Source organism: Micromonospora sp. NPDC050686 (assembly GCF_040654475.1).
GTDB lineage: Bacteria > Actinomycetota > Actinomycetes > Mycobacteriales > Micromonosporaceae > Micromonospora.
Window position 1 is genome coordinate 1 of the sequence record NZ_JBFAID010000070.1, and the last position, 15,771, is coordinate 15,771.

Annotated in this window: 17 protein-coding genes and 1 pseudogene; 6 read left to right on the top strand and 12 right to left on the bottom strand. The window is 75.3% G+C overall.

All coding sequences use genetic code 11. The features are described from left to right. Window positions 1-173: pseudogene (locus AB0H57_RS29345) on the top strand (elongation factor Tu); the annotation flags it as partial. Between the two features lie 180 nt (window positions 174-353). Further along, window positions 354-1,112, top strand: coding sequence for a DUF2306 domain-containing protein (locus AB0H57_RS29350; RefSeq protein ID WP_357511916.1), 759 nt, complete (start codon window positions 354-356; stop codon window positions 1,110-1,112). A 28-nt stretch (window positions 1,113-1,140) separates the two neighbouring features. On the opposite strand, the gene AB0H57_RS29355 is transcribed toward AB0H57_RS29350, so the two are convergent. From AB0H57_RS29355 to AB0H57_RS29365, 3 genes are all read right to left on the bottom strand, one after another. After that, window positions 1,141-1,596, bottom strand: a complete 456-nt coding sequence (locus tag AB0H57_RS29355; protein ID WP_357511917.1) for a hypothetical protein — start codon at window positions 1,594-1,596, stop codon at window positions 1,141-1,143. A 109-nt stretch (window positions 1,597-1,705) separates the two neighbouring features. Beyond that, window positions 1,706-2,176 (bottom strand): dethiobiotin synthetase, encoded by a 471-nt coding sequence (locus AB0H57_RS29360; RefSeq protein WP_357511918.1) that lies wholly within the window; start codon window positions 2,174-2,176, stop codon window positions 1,706-1,708. Between the two features lie 47 nt (window positions 2,177-2,223). Next, on the bottom strand, window positions 2,224-2,544 hold the full coding sequence (locus AB0H57_RS29365; RefSeq protein ID WP_357511919.1) for a multidrug efflux SMR transporter: 321 nt from the start codon (window positions 2,542-2,544) through the stop codon (window positions 2,224-2,226). Window positions 2,545-2,592: 48 nt separating this feature from the next. On the opposite strand from AB0H57_RS29365, the gene AB0H57_RS29370 reads away from it, so the two are divergent. Beyond that, window positions 2,593-3,183 carry a hypothetical protein gene (locus tag AB0H57_RS29370; RefSeq protein ID WP_357511920.1) on the top strand — a complete coding sequence of 197 codons (591 nt, stop codon included), beginning with the start codon at window positions 2,593-2,595 and terminating at the stop codon, window positions 3,181-3,183. A 13-nt stretch (window positions 3,184-3,196) separates the two neighbouring features. On the opposite strand, the gene AB0H57_RS29375 is transcribed toward AB0H57_RS29370, so the two are convergent. From AB0H57_RS29375 to AB0H57_RS29410, 8 genes are all read right to left on the bottom strand, one after another. After that, a complete protein-coding gene (locus AB0H57_RS29375; RefSeq protein WP_357511921.1) occupies window positions 3,197-4,174 on the bottom strand; it encodes a phosphotransferase in 978 nt (325 codons plus the stop codon). A gap of 52 nt (window positions 4,175-4,226) precedes the next feature. Continuing rightward, complete coding sequence (locus AB0H57_RS29380) at window positions 4,227-5,486, bottom strand: beta-ketoacyl synthase N-terminal-like domain-containing protein (RefSeq protein ID WP_357511922.1); 1,260 nt, start codon at window positions 5,484-5,486, stop codon at window positions 4,227-4,229. Window positions 5,487-5,526: 40 nt separating this feature from the next. Further along, a complete protein-coding gene (locus AB0H57_RS29385) occupies window positions 5,527-6,801 on the bottom strand; it encodes a beta-ketoacyl-[acyl-carrier-protein] synthase family protein (protein ID WP_357511923.1) in 1,275 nt (424 codons plus the stop codon). A gap of 114 nt (window positions 6,802-6,915) precedes the next feature. Beyond that, entirely contained in the window at window positions 6,916-7,320 is a 405-nt protein-coding gene (locus AB0H57_RS29390; protein ID WP_357511924.1) for a cupin domain-containing protein, read from the bottom strand. Then, window positions 7,313-8,023, bottom strand: coding sequence for an SRPBCC family protein (locus AB0H57_RS29395; RefSeq protein WP_357511925.1), 711 nt, complete (start codon window positions 8,021-8,023; stop codon window positions 7,313-7,315). Before AB0H57_RS29395 ends, AB0H57_RS29390 begins: the two co-directional genes overlap by 8 nt. A gap of 12 nt (window positions 8,024-8,035) precedes the next feature. Next, window positions 8,036-9,568 carry an acetyl-CoA carboxylase biotin carboxylase subunit gene (locus tag AB0H57_RS29400; protein WP_357511926.1) on the bottom strand — a complete coding sequence of 511 codons (1,533 nt, stop codon included), beginning with the start codon at window positions 9,566-9,568 and terminating at the stop codon, window positions 8,036-8,038. 19 nt (window positions 9,569-9,587) lie between these two features. Further along, complete coding sequence (gene accB, locus AB0H57_RS29405; protein WP_357511927.1) at window positions 9,588-10,046, bottom strand: acetyl-CoA carboxylase biotin carboxyl carrier protein; 459 nt, start codon at window positions 10,044-10,046, stop codon at window positions 9,588-9,590. Then, window positions 10,043-11,803, bottom strand: a complete 1,761-nt coding sequence (locus AB0H57_RS29410) for an acetyl-CoA carboxylase carboxyltransferase subunit alpha (RefSeq protein ID WP_357511928.1) — start codon at window positions 11,801-11,803, stop codon at window positions 10,043-10,045. The genes accB and AB0H57_RS29410 overlap by 4 nt, the downstream gene beginning before the upstream one ends. A gap of 460 nt (window positions 11,804-12,263) precedes the next feature. On the opposite strand from AB0H57_RS29410, the gene AB0H57_RS29415 reads away from it, so the two are divergent. The 3 genes from AB0H57_RS29415 (at window position 12,264) to AB0H57_RS29425 (ending at window position 14,639) form a co-directional block, all read left to right on the top strand. Next, window positions 12,264-13,079: a BTAD domain-containing putative transcriptional regulator gene (locus AB0H57_RS29415; RefSeq protein WP_357511929.1), complete on the top strand. Its 816-nt coding sequence runs from the start codon at window positions 12,264-12,266 to the stop codon at window positions 13,077-13,079. Between the two features lie 88 nt (window positions 13,080-13,167). Then, the gene (locus AB0H57_RS29420; protein ID WP_357511930.1) at window positions 13,168-13,530 is read left to right on the top strand and encodes a TcmI family type II polyketide cyclase; all 363 of its coding nucleotides are present in this window, start codon (window positions 13,168-13,170) and stop codon (window positions 13,528-13,530) included. 173 nt (window positions 13,531-13,703) lie between these two features. Then, complete coding sequence (locus AB0H57_RS29425; protein WP_357511931.1) at window positions 13,704-14,639, top strand: helix-hairpin-helix domain-containing protein; 936 nt, start codon at window positions 13,704-13,706, stop codon at window positions 14,637-14,639. Window positions 14,640-14,715: 76 nt separating this feature from the next. Here AB0H57_RS29425 and AB0H57_RS29430 read toward each other — a convergent pair whose 3' ends face one another. Continuing rightward, window positions 14,716-15,633, bottom strand: a complete 918-nt coding sequence (locus AB0H57_RS29430; RefSeq protein ID WP_357511932.1) for an aminoglycoside phosphotransferase family protein — start codon at window positions 15,631-15,633, stop codon at window positions 14,716-14,718. Window positions 15,634-15,771: the final 138 nt, after the last annotated feature.

Consider the following 15,771-nt stretch of genomic DNA (forward strand, 5'->3'; position numbering starts at 1 on the left):
ACGTGGTCGGATCGGTGGACCTCGGTGAGGTGACCATGGTCCTGCCCGGCGACACCGTCGACATCACGGTGGAGCTCGGCAAGCCGGTCGCGATGGACGTCGGCCTCGGCTTCGCCGTCCGGGAGGGTGGCCGTACGGTGGCCGCCGGCACGGTGACCGAACTGCTCGACTGAGCCGCGCGTGGAAGGGCCCCCGACGGCGGGGGCCCTTCCACCGCCGGGTGGGCCGCGGTGGTGCCAGCACCACCGTGGACGCGGGAGCCAGCACCGCTGACCCGGCGGCGCCGACGGCGCATCGTTTTCTGCATCCGGTCCGCCGCGTCATGAGCGGCAGTGAGGAAGGCAGGGAGCGACATGCCCACGAAGGTCGACAACTCGCTGACACGGCCGGTCACCGGCGCTGCGGCCGGCCCGAGCCGTAAGAAGCGGCAGCTGCGCTGGGCGGTGCCGCTGCTGCTGGTCGCGGTCGCGTTCGTCGGGTACGCGCTGCCGCCCTATCTGACGCTGGACCCGAGCCGGTCCCGGCTGCCGGTCCCGGAGGCTCACCCGCAGTACTATCCGCTGCTGGTGGCGCACATCGTGTTCGGCTCCGTGGCACTGCTCGCCGGCTGTTTCCAGGTCTGGCCGTGGTTCCGCCGCCGCTATCCGCTCGCCCACCGGTGGATGGGCCGGGCGTACTTCTTCGGCGGGGTCTTCCCCGCGGGCATCGCCGTCCTGGGCGTCGCGCCGCTGAGCAGCACCGGCTTCGTCTCCCAGGTCGGCAACACGATGCTGGCGGTTCTCTGGCTGGCCACCTCGGTCGCCGGATACCGGATGGCACGGCAACGCCGGTTCGTCGACCATCGCCGATGGATGATTCGCAGCTTCGCGTTGACCCTGTCGATCGTGCTGAACCGGCTGTGGGTCGTGCTCTTCGTCGTCCTGCTGCTGCCCCAGGTCGACACGACCTACGGCGGCGACCAGGACGCCCTGATCCGGGCCGCGGCCGGCGCCAGCGTCTGGATGAGCTGGGTGGTCAACCTGCTCGTCGCCGAGTGGTGGCTGGAACGCGGCGACGCCCGCGGTCGGGCCCGCCGCGCCGGCCGATCCGCCGGCCGCCGTCCGGCGGCCTGACCGCGGGTTCCCGCGTCGCCGCCGGTCGCTACGGCAGGATCGCCTCCGGATCGCACGCATCGGTAAGGGGCAGCTGCTGGCCCAACTCCCGGCGCAGTTGGTTGATCAGCCTGCGTTCCAGGTCCCAGAAGACCAGCAGCTTCTCGTGAAGCTGCGGGTCCCGGTCGACGGCCGCCACCGCGATCCTGCGGGCGGCTCGGAACACCATGTGGGCCTGGTTGACGGTCTCTTGTTCCGCCGCGACGAGTTGGAGCGCCGTGTAGCTGGTCTCGAGGGCCTCTCGAACGTCATGGCCTCTACCGCTGAACGCCGGCCTCGGGCGCGGGTCGCGGTCGCGGATGACCGAGATCTCCGGCGCGTGCGACGTGACGTACGCGATGTAGGCGCGATGAGCGGTCAGGCTCGTGTACGCCGTCCGTTTGATCTCCGCGGTCCGCCGGTCCTGTTCCTGTCTCAGCGCTTGGTCCTGGGCCCGTCCGGTCATTGTCGTGCCCAGCCAGACGCCCAGCAGGCGCTGATCGGGCCGGCCAGGGCGATCACGAGATTCATGCGCCCAGGGTGCTGGCTCGGCGCAAGGCATCGCCCGCCGGTCGCTAGCCGGCGAGGGCGGCTTGGACGGCCTGCTCCGGGGTGTCCACGTGGTGCGGACCGGGCACCTCCGCGCCGGTCGCGTCGCGCACCCGCCAGCCGCCGAGCACCACCACCGGCAGTCCGCCGCGCCGCATCCCCAGAGCCACCTCACTCAGCGTCCCCCACGAGCCGCCGACCGCGATCACCGCGTCGGCGCTCCACACCAGGATCGCGTTGCGCGCCTGGCCCATGTTGGTCACCACCGAGGCGGAGACCTCGGCGGGGCCGGGCTCGGTGCCGTCGTCGGGGCGTACGCCGATCACCAGGCCGTCGTGGGAGCGGGCACCGGCGGCCACCGCGGCCATCACCCCGCCGCCGGCGCCGCAGAGGACGGTGGCGCCGCGCTCGGCCAGCAACTCGCCCACCCGGCGGGCGTGTGCGAGCTCGGTCGGCGTCGCCTGCGCCGGCCCGCACACCGCCACCTGGATTCGCATCCGCCCATTGTCCCGGTGCCGGGGGCGCTCGGCGTGCCGTTCACCGGTCAGTGCGCGCCGCCGAGGTTGAGGACCACCACCCCGGCGATCACCAGCCCGACCCCGACCACCTTGGGCACGCTCAACGGCTCGCCGAGGAAGACCGCGCCGATCGCCACGATGGCGGCGGTGCCGAGCCCGGACCACATGGCGTACGCCACCCCGACCGGGATGTCGCGCACCACCAGGGCGAGCAGCCCGAAGGCGGCCAGGTAGGACACGACCAGGCCGAGCGTCGGCCAGGGCCGGGTGAAACCGTCGGTCGCCTTGAGCAGGCTGGTCCCGAACACCTCGGCCGCGATCGCGAGCAGCAGGAAGACGTACGCCATGTGATGATCCTCCCCCCGCGACGGGAACGACGGCGGAGGGAGAGCGACATGGGTACGGACATCGACGGTGGGGTGGAGATCCGGCCGGGCGGGCCCGGTTCGCCGTGGGAGCTGGCCGACCTCGACCTGGACGCCCTGCCCCGCCATTACGACGCCTTCGGCCTGCTGTTCGGGGTGTGCAACTTCGCGGGGTTCGCACCCGTCGCCGCCGGGCGCGGTCTGCCACCGGACGCCAGCGCCGGGCTCCTCGACCGCCAACTCGACGCGGACGCGCACGACCACAGCTGGGTGACCTGGTCGGAGCTGGCCCGGGTCGACTGGCGGGCGCGGGCGCCCCGGGTGGACGACCGGATCCACGAGTACGAGCTCACCGGCGATGGGCCGCGCCGCACGGGTAAGGCGAGTCGGAGCATGGCCTGGCACGCGGTGGCCGGCGCAGACGCCGATCCCCGGGGCAGCAGCTATCCGGAGGGCACCGAGTGGCGCTGCGGCGAGCGGCTGTGGCGGGTGGAACGGCTGTCCCACGACGACGTGCTGCGCACCGATCCGGAGCTGCGCGCGCTGCTCGACGGGATGCGCGCGTTGGCTGCCCGGCACGGCGACGACAACATACGGCTCGTCGTGTGGTTCGACAGCTGACCGGCGGGCCCGCTCAGGCCAGGTAGCCGCTCAGGTAGCCGAAGGCGGCTGCGCTGTCCTGGCCCTCCCCGTGCGGACGGCGGAAGTCGGCGACGAAGCCGGCGATGTCGGCGACCGTCCAGCGCAGCCGGTACAGGGCGAGAGCGTCCGGGTTCACCGGCCGGCCGGTGGCGGCGGCGTAGCCGGTTAGCGCGTCCGCCCCGCCGTCGTCGCCGCCGGCTAGGAACCACAGGTCCCGCTCGGGCGGGCCGAGGCGGACGGTGTCCCAGTCGACCAGCCGCAGCCCGGCCGCGGTGCGCATCAGGTTGCCCGGGTGCGGTTCGCCGTGGGTGACCACCCAGTCGGCGCCGGCGGCGGCCACCCGGGCGACCAGCCGGTCGACCTCGGCGAGCAGGCCGGCGACGCGCGCGGCCCGGTCGGCCAGCAGCCGGCGGGCGGGCTCGGCGAACGGGCCGCCGGTCCACGGCCGGTCGAGGTCGCGCAGCGCGGCGACCAGCCCGGCCCGGCCGGGCACGGCCAGGTCGGCGGGCGCGACGGTGCCGGCCGCCGCCGGGGTGGCGGCGTGCAGCCGGGCCAGCAGCTCCAGCACCTCGGGCACGTCCTGCGGCCGGTGCGGGCCGAACCGGCCGGCGGTGCCGTCGACGGCCGGGAAGACGGAGACCGCGTAGCGGGCGTCCAGCCGGCGCAGCGGCTCCCCCGCCCGGCCGAGCACCGGGGCGACGACGAACTCCAGCCCGGCGTCGTGGTGCAGCGCCACCGCGGTCGCCAGGGCCCGTCCCAGCGCGGCGCAGGTCGCGTCCGCCGGCTCCGGACCCGCCGCCAGGTCGTCGACCGTGACGAACCAGCACCGTCCGTCGTGGTCGGTCACGCTCCAGTGGTACGCCCCGAAGCCGACCGGCAGGTACGTCGACGCGCCCACCCGCAGGCCCCACCCGTCGGCCAGCGCGGCGGCGAGGTCGACGTCGTCCAGTCCCTCCGGCCTGTCCTGCACGGTGGCCGATCATGCCACCGCCGGATCCCGGCGCGACAGCTAATTTCCCGGCTCACCCGCCGGCCGACTCGGGTGCGCGGCGGGGCGCCGGCGCCGCGCCGCGCACCACCAGGGCACTGTTGAAGCCGTCGAAGCCCCGGGCACCGACCAGCGCGACCCGGGACCGGGGTCGCCGGGGCTCACGCAGGAAGTCCAGCTCGCAGCCGTCGGCCGGGTCCTCCGGCCCGGCGGAGGCGGGCAGGCTGTCGTGCGCGAAGGCGAGCAGCGCGGTGGCCACGTCCAGCGCGGAGCCGCCCTGGTGGGCCCGGCCGGTCAGCGGCTTGTGGGTGGTCACCGGCGGTGGGCGGTCGCCGAAGACGGTACGCAGCGCCGCCGCCTCGGCCCGGTCGTGCGCGGGCATCCCCAGCGCGTCGGGGAGCACCACGTCCACGTCCTCGGGCCGTACCGCGGCCCGGTCCAGGGCCTGACGCAGCGCCCGGGCGTAGTGGACGGGGTCAGCCCGGTCCGGGTCGGTGGGCGCCCCGTCGTGGGTGGCCGCCCAGCCGGTCACCTCGCCGTAGATCCGGGCCCCCCGGGACAGCGCGTGGTCGAGTTCCTCCACCACGAAGACCGCCCCGCCCTCGGCGGGCACGTAACCGGCCGCCGCCCGGTCGAACGGCCGGTACGCCCGCCGCGGGTCGGCCACGTCGCTGAGCAGCCCCGACCGCAGCTGGCAGGCCAGCGCGTACGGGCTCAGCGGGCACTCGGTGGCCCCGGCGATCACCACCGGGGTGCCCCGGCGGACGGTGCGGGCGGCGTGGGCCAGGCTGTCCAGCCCGCCGGCGGACTCGGCGACCAGCACCCCGCACGGGCCCTTGAACTGGTGGTGGATGGAGAGCTGCCCGACGCTGGCCGCGTAGAACCAGGCAATCGACTGGTACGCCCCGACGGTGCGCGACGGGCCGCCCCAGAGCCGTTGCAGCTCCCGCTGCCCGAACAGGTTGCCGCCGGACGAGCTGGCCAGGGTCACCGCGTAGCCGTACGGGTCGGGGGACACCTCGGGCAGCCCGGCGTCGGCCAGGGCCAGCCGGGTCGCGGCGAAGCCCAGGTGGGTCCACCGGTCGGTCTGCACCAGCCGGCGCTGGTCGGCCCAGTCGGTGGCGGTGAAGCCGGGCACCTCGCCGGCCAGCCGGGTGGGATAGCTCGCCGGGTCGAACAGGCTGATCGGGCCGAGCCGGCGCGCGCCGGTGGTCACCGTGGCCCAGTGCGCGTCGGCGCCGACGCCGCTCGGCGCGACCACGCCGATCCCGGTGACCACCGCCCGCCCGCTCACCGCGGCACCGCCGTCCGGTGGCCGGGCCGGATCGGCGCGCTCATCCGGTCACCGCCGGGGCCAGCCGGCGGAACAGCATCGCCGACTGGAAGCCGCCGAAGCCGCTGCCCACCGAGAGCGCCACGTCCACCGGCAGTTCCCGGGCCTCGTTCGGCACGTAGTCCAGGTCGCACTCCGGGTCGCGGGTGGTCCAGTTGGCCGTCGGCGGGACCACCCCGAACTCGATGGCCAGGGCGCAGGCGGCCATCTCGATCGAGCCGATGGCGCCGAGCGAGTGGCCCACCATGGACTTGATCGAGCTGACCGGCACCCGGTACGCGGCGTCACCGAGGGCCCGCTTGAACGCGGCGGTCTCGTGCCGGTCGTTCTGCCGGGTGCCGGAGCCGTGCGCGCTGATGTAGGAGACCTGCTCCGGGCGGAGCCGGGCCTGCCGCATCGCCGCGCTGATCGCCAGCCCCATCTCCACCCCGTCCGGGCGCAGCCCGGTCATGTGGAAGCCGTTGCTGCGGCTGGCGTACCCGGCGACCTCGCAGTAGACGTGCGCGCCACGGCGGCGGGCGTGCCCGTACTCCTCCAGCACCAGCACGGCCGCGCCCTCGGCGAGGACGAAGCCGTGCCGGTCGGCGTCGAACGGTCGGGAGGCGTGCGCCGGGTCGTCGTTGTCCGGGCTGGTGGCTCCGATCGCGTCGAACGAGGCGACGGTGACCGGGGAGATCGGCGAGTCGGCCGCCCCGGCGAGCACGACGTCGGCCTCGCCGTCGGCGACCAGTTGGTGGGCGTACCCGATGGCGTCGATGCCGGAGGTGCAGCCGGTGGAGATCACCTGCGCCGGGCCGTGCAGGCCGTGCCGGCAGGCCACGTCGGCGGCCAGGCTGCTGGGCATCAGCGCCTGATACAGGTACGGGCCGCCGAGGCGGTGGTCGACCAGCCACTGCCGGCCGGAGTCGCTGACCCGGATGTACTCCTGCTCCAGGGCCATGGTGCCGCCGACGGCGGTGCCCAGCACCACCCCGGCCCGCTCCCGGTCGGCGTCGGTCAACGCCAGGCCGCTGTCGGCGAGCGCTTCACCGGCGCAGGCGAGCGCGAACTGCACGTACCGGTCGGCGCGCTGCCGTTCGGCGAGGGTCAGCCCGGCGGCGTCGGGGTCGAAGTCGCACTCGGCGGCGATCTGGGAGCGGAACGGCGACGGGTCGAAGAAGCTGATCCGCCGGGTCGCCGTGCGTCCCTCGGTGACGGTCTTCCAGAACCGGTCCCGGGTGGCGCCGCCGGGGGCGACCACCCCGATGCCGGTCACCACCGTGCGGCGCCCGGTCACGACGCCACCCCACTTCGCGACTGCGGGGCTCGCAAACCCGGCTCACTCCTCGCGCTCACGACGCCACCCCAATTCGCGGCTGCGGGGCTCGCAGACGCGGCTCACTCCTCGCGCTCACGACGCGCCCCGCTGCTCGACCAGTTCGGTGTCGACGTGCCCGAGTTCCGGGCGGGGCGCCAGCGGTCCGAGGTGGAAGACCACCTCGGCCGGCTCGTCGCCGGTGTTGCGCAGCCGGTGCCGCACGTTGCGGGGCACGAAGAGCGCCTCCCCGGCGGCCAGCGACACCGGCTCGTCGTCCAGGTCGACGGTGATCGCGCCGCGGCTGAGGTAGAGGAACTCCTCGCTGTACGGGTGGTAGTGCTCGGCGATCCGCTCCCCGGGCGCCAGCGTGGCTACGCCCAGGAAGCCCGAGGTGGCGCCGACGGTCTTCGGGCCGAGCAGCACCCGCAGCTCACCGCCGCGCCGCCGGTCCGCCGGTACGTCCCGGGCGGCCACCAGCCCGAGCAGGGTCTCACCCATTGTCGCCTCCCCGGTGGGCGCGCTCGACGCGCTCCTTGATGACGGCCAACTGCACCTTGCTGTTGGCGTTGATCCGCGCGGTCATCCCCGCGTTGTCCAGCGGCGCGGTCGGCTTCATCGCGAAGTCCTGCACCCAGGTCATCCGGGTGCCGCCGGGTTCGGTGTCGTAGTGCCAGTGGATGTTCATGTACTCGAACGGCCCGGTCTCCACCCGGTGCGCCCGGACCTGGTGGGTGGCCCGGTCGGCGGTGCGTTCGCTGACCCAGCTCCAGGACACCCCGTTGGAGTCCGGGTGCATGGTCAGCCGGAACAGCACGGTGTCGCCGTCGCGGCGCAGCACCTGCGCCGAGGCGTACTCGGTGAACAGCCGGGGCCAGTTCTCGACGTCGTTGGTGAGGTCCCAGACCAGGTCCAGCGGAGCATCGACGACGATGCTGTTCTCGGTGTGCCCGGGCGGGTCGGTCCGGCGGGCGACCAGGTCGGCGACGCCGGCGATGCTGAGCTCCGCGGCCTGCTCGGGGATCTTCACCCGCCACCGGTCGGCGACCACGGCGGACAGTTCCAGCAGGGCCAGCGAGTCCATGCCCAGCTCCGCCAGGGACGCGGCGGGCGCGCGGGCGGCCGCGTCGGCGTCCAGGCCGCAGTGCGTGACCAGGATGTCGGTTATCTCGGTGGCCAGGGGTCGGCTGTCGGCGACGGTCATCGGGGGTCCTCCTCAGATGTGGGGCGAGCGGGGGGCACCGGCGGTGGTGGCGGGGCGCGGGGCGGGCACCCCGCCGGGCCGGGCGGGCGGCGGGCCGGCCGCCGGTGGTTCGGTCGCCGGCGCCGTGGCGGCCGGCGGTTGGGTCTTCGTCGGGCCGGCGGCCGGCGGATCGGTCTTCGTCGGGGCGGCAGGGGCCGGCTCGGCGAGCAGCCGGTCGACCAGGGCGGTGGTGTGCCGGGCGGCGCGGAACGCGGGGTCGGCGAGCACCCGCCGGACGAACGGGATGGTGGTGCGCACCCCCGGGCCGGCCACCACGAACTCGTCGAGGGCCCGGTCCAGCCGGGCCAGGGCCAGCTCCCGGTCCGGCGCCCAGGCCACCACCTTGGCCAGCAGCGAGTCGTAGTGCGGGGACACCAGATAGCCGGCGTGGCCGTGGGTGTCCACCCGGGTGAACGGCCCGCCGGGCGGCTCGAACCGGTCCAACCGGCCGGGGGTGGGCACGAAGCCGCGCGCCGGGTCCTCCGTGTTGACCCGGCATTCGACGGACACCCCGCGCGGGCGTACGTCGGCCTGCCGCAGCCGCAGGGGTTCCCCGGCGGCCACCCACAGCTGCTCGTGCACCAGGTCGACCCCGGTGATCATCTCGGTGACCGGATGCTCCACCTGGATCCGGCAGTTGATCTCCAGGAAGTGGAAGCCGCCGGCGCCGTCGACCAGGAACTCCACCGTGCCGGCGCCGGTGAAGCCGACCGCCAGCGCGCCGCGCAGCGCGGCCGTGGTGATCTCCCGCTCCAGCTGCGGCGACAGCGCCGGGGCGGGCGCCTCCTCGACCAGCTTCTGGTGCCGCCGCTGCACCGAGCAGTCCCGGGTGCCCAGGTGCACACCGTTGCCCCGCCCGTCGCAGAGCACCTGCACCTCGACGTGCCGGGCGGCGGCCAGGTACCGCTCGACGTACACCCGGTCGTCGCCGAACACCGCCTGCGCCGCGGCCCGGGTCCGCGCGTACGCCCGGGGCAGGTCGGCCGGGTCGCGCACCACGGTCATCCCACGCCCGCCGCCGCCGGCCGCCGCCTTCACGATGACCGGGTAGCCGATCTCGGCGGCCACGGCGCCGGCCTGCTCGACGGTGGGAACGGCCTGCACGCTGCCCGGTGGCAGCGGCAGGCCGGCCCGGCGCATCAGCGCCCGCGCCGTGGCCTTGTCGGCCAGCGCGGCCATCACCTGGGGCGGCGGGCCGACGAAGGTCAGCCCGTTCTCGGCGCAGATCTCGGCGAAGTCGGCGTCCTCGGAGAGGAAGCCGTAGCCGGGGTGCACCGCCTGCGCCCCGCACTGGCGGGCGGCCTCCACGATCGCGGCGGCGTTGAGGTAGCTCTGCCGGCTGCCCGCCGGCCCGATCCGGACCGCCTCGTCGGCCAGCCGCACCACCGCCGAGTCGGCGTCCGCGCTGGAGTAGACGGCGACCGTGCGCACGCCCAACTCCCGGCAGGCCCGCAGCACCCGCAGGGCGATCTCGCCCCGGTTGGCGATCAGCAGCTTTTCGAACATAGCGCCACCACCCGCCGTCTCAGGCCGGTTCCAGGACGAGCAGCGGCTGGTCGTACTCCACCGGCTTGCCGTCCTCGACCAGCACCTCGACCACCCGGCCGGCCCGGTCGGCGGGCACCTCGTTCATCAGCTTCATCGCCTCGACCAGACCCACCACCTGCCCCGGCCGGACCAGGTCGCCGACGGAGACGAACGGGGACGCGCCCGGTTCCGGCGCCCGGTAGAAGGTGCCGACCATCGGCGCCCGCACCACCACCCGCGCCGGCTCCGGCTCGCCGGCCGGCGCCGCCACCTCCGCCGCCTCCCGGGGCGCCGGCACCGCCGGGGCGGGGGCGTGCCACTCCACCTCCAGCACGGTGTGGCCGCTGCGCAGCCGTACCCGCCGCACCGGCCCGGCCAGCTCGTCGATCAGGTGCCGGGCGTGCCGGTGCAGTTCGGCCAGGACTGCCTCCTCGGCGCCCCCCGGGCCGGCGCTCACCGGGTCACCGCCGGCGACCCGACGCCCGCGGCGCCGAACCGGCGGAACCGTTGCCGGCGGCGGCGCACCAGGGTGGCCACCGGCGTGTCCCACAGCGGCTCAAGGTTCGCCGCCACCGCCCGGCGCAGCAGGTCCGCCGCCCCGCCGGGGTCGGCGTGGGCGCCACCGGCCGGTTCCGGGACGACCTGGTCCACCACGCCGAGGCGGGAGAGGTCCGGTGCGGTCAACCGCAGGGCGCGGGCGGCCCGCGGGGCGGCGGCGCTGTCCGGCCAGAGGATCGCCGCGCAGCCCTCCGGGCTGATCACCGAGTAGACCGCGTTGCGCAGCATCAGCACCCGGTCCGCCACGGCCAGCGCCAGCGCGCCGCCGCTGCCGCCCTCGCCGGTGACGACCGCGACGACCGGGGTCGGCAGCGCCGTCATGGTCAGGATGTTCTCGGCGATCGCCGCCGCCTGGCCGTGCTCCTCCGCGCCCACGCCCGGGTCCGCGCCGGGGGTGTCCACCAGGGTCACCACCGGCAGGCCGAGCCGGGCGGCGAGTCGCATCAGCCGCAGCGCCTTGCGGTGCCCGGCCGGGCTGGCCATCCCGAAGTTGCGGGCCACCAGCTCGGCGGTGGTGTGCCCCTTCTGGTGGCCGATCACCATCACCGGCCGTCCGGCCAGCCGGGCCAGGCCGCCGACCACGGCGGGGCAGTCCGCGCCGAGCCGGTCGCCGTGCAGCTCGAGAAACCCGTCGAACGCGCTGTCCAGATAGTCCAGTGTGGTGGGTCGGCCGGGATGCCGGGCCGCCCGTACGGTGTCCCACGCGTCGGCCGGGTCGGGCCCGCGCCGGTCGGCCGGGACCTCGCCGGCCGCGGCCGGGCCGGTGGCCGTCGCCGGTGGCCTCCCGCCTGGCGGCGACCCCGGTGGGGCCCCGGCGGACGGCGACGCCGCCGGCCCCGCGGACCGGTCCCGGCCGGCGGCGGCCGCGGCCAGCACGGCCGCCAGCCGCCCGCGCAGCGCGCGCCGCGGCACCACCAGGTCGACCTGGCCGTGGCGGAGCAGGAACTCGGCGGTCTGGAAACCCTCCGGCAGGGGCCGCCCGGTGACCTGCCGGATCACCCGGGGACCGGCGAAGCCCATCCGGGCGCCGCTCTCGGCCAGCACCAGGTCGGTGTTGGTGGCGAAGGAGGCGGCCACCCCACCGTACGTGGGGTCGGTGAGCACGCTGACCGTCAGCAGCCCGTGCTCCCGCAGCACGCCGATCGCCTGGCTGACCGTGGCCATCTGCATCAGCGACAGCGCACCCTCCTGCATCCGCGCGCCGCCGGAGGCGGTCACCACCACCAGCGGCAGCCGGTCGGCCAGCGCCCGCTCCGCCGCGCAGGTGATCAGCTCGCCCACCGCGCAGCCCAGGCTGCCGCCGAGGAACCGGAAGTCCATCACCGCCAGCACCAGCGGATATCCGGCGACGCGGGCGACGCCGCACAGCACCGCCTCGTCCAGGCCGGTGCCGGCCCGGGCGGCGGTGAGCCGGTTCGGGTACGGCAGCACGTCGACGAAGCCGATCGGGTCGACGGTGACCGCCCGGTCCGGCAGGGCGTGGAACGAGTCCGGGTCCACCAGCTGGGCCAGCCGCTCCGGGGCCCCCAGCCGGGCGTGCGTGCCGCACTCCGGACAGACGTCAAGGTTGCGCCGCAGCCGCTTGCGGTACAGCAGGGACGAGCAGCCCGTGCACCGCGACCAGAGCTGCTCGTCGCGGGGGGCGGTGGTGGTCACGGCTGCCGCCCGGCGATCGGCCTACGGTCCATCGAGACTCTCCCCCTCCGGCGTGTCCGGCGCCGCGCGAGTTGCGCAGCATCCGGGACAGGCTGAGGGGCAGCATCCGGCCGCCGCCGTCAACGGAGCGTCAATCCCGGCCGCCTCTGGCCCGCGTTACTCGGTGACGCTGCGTTGACGCAAGCTGTGGGCAGGCTATGTCCACGCTGGCCGGCACGGCCTCCCATCGACGCTCTTTAGCAGTTCAGACCGGGTACCCGTGCGCCGAGACGGAAAAGTCGCCATCGCGACGGTCTATTGACTCAGAGTAACCACGATTGATAACCTTCAGCACGGTCAGCCCGGTGGACCGGGGCGGGTGCGACGCCTCCGGTGGCACGGCTTTCGACAGCGCAGTCACGCGCCCGGCCGGGGGACACAGGCGATTCCGGACTCCACTTCCGGTACTGGGGGGTGCCAGGTGGCCGCTGATCCAACCCTGCCTGCCGGCGAGGGCCCGCCCCAGGACACCGTCCACCTACGTCTGCTCGGTGGCTTCCGGCTGCTGCGCGGGACCGTCCCCGTCGCCGTACCCCGGGGCCTGCAACGGGTCATCGCGCTGATCGGCCTGCGGCCGGGCGCCACCCGCAGCAACCTGGCCGGCCTGCTCTGGCCGGACAATGCGGAGGAACGGGCCCTGGCCTCGCTGCGGACCGCGCTGTGGCGGCTGCGCCAGGATCCCTGCTGCCCGATCTCCGCCGCCGGCGACACCGTACGGCTGGACCCGGTGGTCCGCCTCGACGTGGACGACCTGGTCCTCTCCGCCGCCCGGATCCGCGAGGGCGAGAACCCGCGCGCCCTGGCCGACGCTCTCGACGCCGGCCGGCACGACCTGCTCCCCGGCTGGTACGACGACTGGGTCCTGCTGGAACGGGAGCGCCTGCGTCAGCTGCGCCTGCACATGCTGGAGCAGATCGCCGGCAACCACCTCGTCGCCGGGCGGCACGGCGAGGCGTTGCAGGCCGCCCTGGAGGCGATGGCCGCCGAGCCGCTACGCGAGACGCCGCACCGGCTGGTGGTGCGGATCCACCTCGCCGAGGGCAACGCCTTCGAGGCCGTGCACGCCTTCTACGTCTACCGTGACCTGCTGCTGCGGGAGCTGCGGCTGGAGCCCTCGGCCGCCATGTCCGCCCTGCTCGAGGAGACGCTCGGCCCGATCCGGGAGGCCACCCGCAACGGCGGCCTGCCCACCGGCGCACCGGCCGACACCGCGTCACCGTCCCGCCGGGGCACGTGACGACCGGATGACAGTCCGGCCGGCACGCTGGCCATCCAGGTGTGCCTCGTGGTTTCGGGCGACACCTACCGCCGAGAGGGGTACCCCCATGAGTCGTCTGCTGGTCGTCAGCCGGATCAGCCCCGGTGCCGAAGGTCGGGTCGCGCAGATATTCGCCGAGGCCGACGCGACCGTACTGCCCACCCTGACCGGCATCCGGCACCGGTCGCTCTACTGCCTGCACGACCTGCTCGTCCACCTCATGGAGACCACGGACGTGGACGCCGACAAGCTGACCGCCGCCCGCAACCACCCGCTCTACCTCCAGGTCAACGAACGGCTCTCCGCGCACACAACCTCGTACCTGCCGACCTGGCACTCCCCTCGGGACGCCGTCGCCGGGTGCTTCTACCGCTGGGACGCCACCGAGGCGCAGGCCCTTCCGCAGTGCCGGGGCGCCGCCGCCGGCTGAGGGGTGGTCGAACCGGTCCACGCCGCACGCTCGGTCATCGTCGCGCCACTGTCGGGCACCGCCCGTCCCATCAGATACCCGCGCCGGCGACCTCGCTGTCCTCCACGCTGCACGTGTGCGAAGCTGCCCCGGTCCTTTCAGATCTTCACGCGTACACAAAAATGGAGGTTCGAGTGCCGTCGACGTACGGGCAATGGCTGATCGTGATCCTGGCCCTGCTGGTGGTTCTGGCGGTCTGGTGGGTGCTGCGCGGCCGGCGGGCCGCCACCAGAGCGACGCAGTCGGTCGTGGAGGGTGACCCGGTCGCCGGGGTCGCCGAGACGCACCCGCCGACGGAGGCGACCGTCGACCAGCGCCGTGCCGAAGCCACGATCGACGAGGCGCCGTCGGCCGCGGTGACCGCCGAGCCGGTCCCGGCCGAGCGGGAGGCGACGCCGGCCGCCGCCGCGCCCGCCACCCCGCTGCCGCAGGACGACACGCCCGCCGGCGCGGAGGTCATGTCCGACCCGACGCCGGCCGCCGCGTCCGACCTCACGCGGGCCGCCGCGTCCGACCTCACGCGGGCCGCCGCGTCCGACCCGGCGCCGGTCGTCACGGACGAGCCGGTGACCGCGCGGTCCCTGCCGGGCCAGCGGTCCGCCGAGGACGCGCCGGTCGCGGGCGCCGGGGCCGCCGAGGAGACGAGCGCCGCCCGCCCGCCGGTCGTCCCGGCCCCGCGGGCCGCCACCCGCGACGCCGACCTGGTCGAGACCACTCCGGCGCTGGCCGCGGACCCCGACGGCGCCGCGGCGCCCGAGGCCACCGACCCGGCGGCGCCCCCGACGCCGGCACCCGTCGCGGCCGGCGGGCAGCCGGCGGCCGACGACTTCCGTCGGATCCAGGGCATCGGGCCGAAGATGGCGGGCGCCCTCCAGGCCGCCGGCATCCGCACCTACCGACAGCTCGCGGACCTCGACGAGGCCGCGCTGCGGGAGACCATCCGGGCCGCCGGCCTGCGTGCGACGGCGAGCCTGGCGACCTGGCCGCAGCAGGCCAAGGTGCTGGCCGGCGCCCCGGCCGAGGCCGAGCAGGTGCTCCCGGCGGCGGTCGGCGCGGGCACCGACGCCTGATCGACTCCCCGGCGGCCGGCGTGCGCCGGCCCGCCGGGTCCGGGCCGGTGGCACTCCCCGCCACCGGCCCGGGCCGTCACCCGTGCCGGTACTCCGCGCACACCGCGTCGAGCGTCGATCGGGCCTCCGCAGCCCGGAACGGGTCCGGATCGTCCAGCGTGATGAGGGACTTCCACGTCGCCCAGCCGCGACCCCGCGCCCAGGTGGCGTCGTCGACCCCGAGCGCCGCCCGGAAGGCCGACCGGGACTTCCCGGACAGCAGCGTCCAGGCCACCGTCAGGTCGCAGGCCGGGTCGCCCACCCCGCAGCAGCCGAAGTCGATCACCGCGGCCAGCCGCCCCTCCCGCAGCAGCAGGTTGCCGAAGGCGACGTCGCCGTGGAACCAGACCGGCGGGCCGGTCCAGGTGGAACCGAGCGCCGTGGCCCAGATGCCGGTCACCTCGTCGACCGGGATCCGGTCGCCGAGCGTCGCGACGGCCCGCCGGGTCTCCTCGTCGTACGTGGACAGCGGCGTGCCGCGGAAGGCGCTGTGCCCCCCGGCGGGTGGCCCGCCCGCCGGCTCCGGCCGGTGCAGGGCGGTGAGGAAGCCGGCGAGGTCGGTGGCGAACACCACCGGGTCGGCGATCCGGTCGGCGACCGCCGTCTCCCCCTCGATCCACCGGTACACCGACCACGGGAACGGGTAGCCCTCGCCCGGCTCGCCCCGACCGAGCGGCACCGGAATGGCCAGCGGCAACCGGGGCGCCAACCGGGGCAGCCAGCGATGCTCCTTGTCCACCTGCGGCACGTAGCCGGGCGCGCTGGGCAGCCGTACGGTCATGGTGTCGCCGAGGTGGAAGGTCCGGTTGTCCCAGCCGTCCCACTCCACCCGCCGCACGTCGAGCCCCGCCCAGTGCGGGAACTGCGCGGCGATCAGCCGGCGTACCAGGGCCACGTCGATCGGTGGGACCACCGGCGCGGTGGCGGTCGCGAGCTTGCCGTCCTGCTGCGTCATCCGGCTCAGCCTCTCCCGGCGCGTACCGGCCCACAACCGGGTTTCCCGGGTAGCGGTGCGGACCGCCCACCGCCGATCCATGTCCGACTGCGATCACCGTTTGCGCGCGCGTCGGGTCTGGGTACAACGCCTGCACCT

What these genes read in the sequence shown, in the direction of transcription:
- AB0H57_RS29350 (WP_357511916.1), top strand. Translation starts at nt 354, where the DNA reads ATGCCCACGAAGGTCGACAACTCGCTGACACGGCCGGTCACCGGCGCT.
- AB0H57_RS29355 (WP_357511917.1), bottom strand. Translation starts at nt 1,596, where the DNA reads ATGACCGGACGGGCCCAGGACCAAGCGCTGAGACAGGAACAGGACCGG.
- AB0H57_RS29360 (WP_357511918.1), bottom strand. Translation starts at nt 2,176, where the DNA reads ATGCGAATCCAGGTGGCGGTGTGCGGGCCGGCGCAGGCGACGCCGACC.
- AB0H57_RS29365 (WP_357511919.1), bottom strand. Translation starts at nt 2,544, where the DNA reads ATGGCGTACGTCTTCCTGCTGCTCGCGATCGCGGCCGAGGTGTTCGGG.
- AB0H57_RS29370 (WP_357511920.1), top strand. Translation starts at nt 2,593, where the DNA reads ATGGGTACGGACATCGACGGTGGGGTGGAGATCCGGCCGGGCGGGCCC.
- AB0H57_RS29390 (WP_357511924.1), bottom strand. Translation starts at nt 7,320, where the DNA reads ATGGGTGAGACCCTGCTCGGGCTGGTGGCCGCCCGGGACGTACCGGCG.
- AB0H57_RS29395 (WP_357511925.1), bottom strand. Translation starts at nt 8,023, where the DNA reads ATGACCGTCGCCGACAGCCGACCCCTGGCCACCGAGATAACCGACATC.
- AB0H57_RS29400 (WP_357511926.1), bottom strand. Translation starts at nt 9,568, where the DNA reads ATGTTCGAAAAGCTGCTGATCGCCAACCGGGGCGAGATCGCCCTGCGG.
- AB0H57_RS29420 (WP_357511930.1), top strand. Translation starts at nt 13,168, where the DNA reads ATGAGTCGTCTGCTGGTCGTCAGCCGGATCAGCCCCGGTGCCGAAGGT.
- AB0H57_RS29430 (WP_357511932.1), bottom strand. Translation starts at nt 15,633, where the DNA reads ATGACGCAGCAGGACGGCAAGCTCGCGACCGCCACCGCGCCGGTGGTC.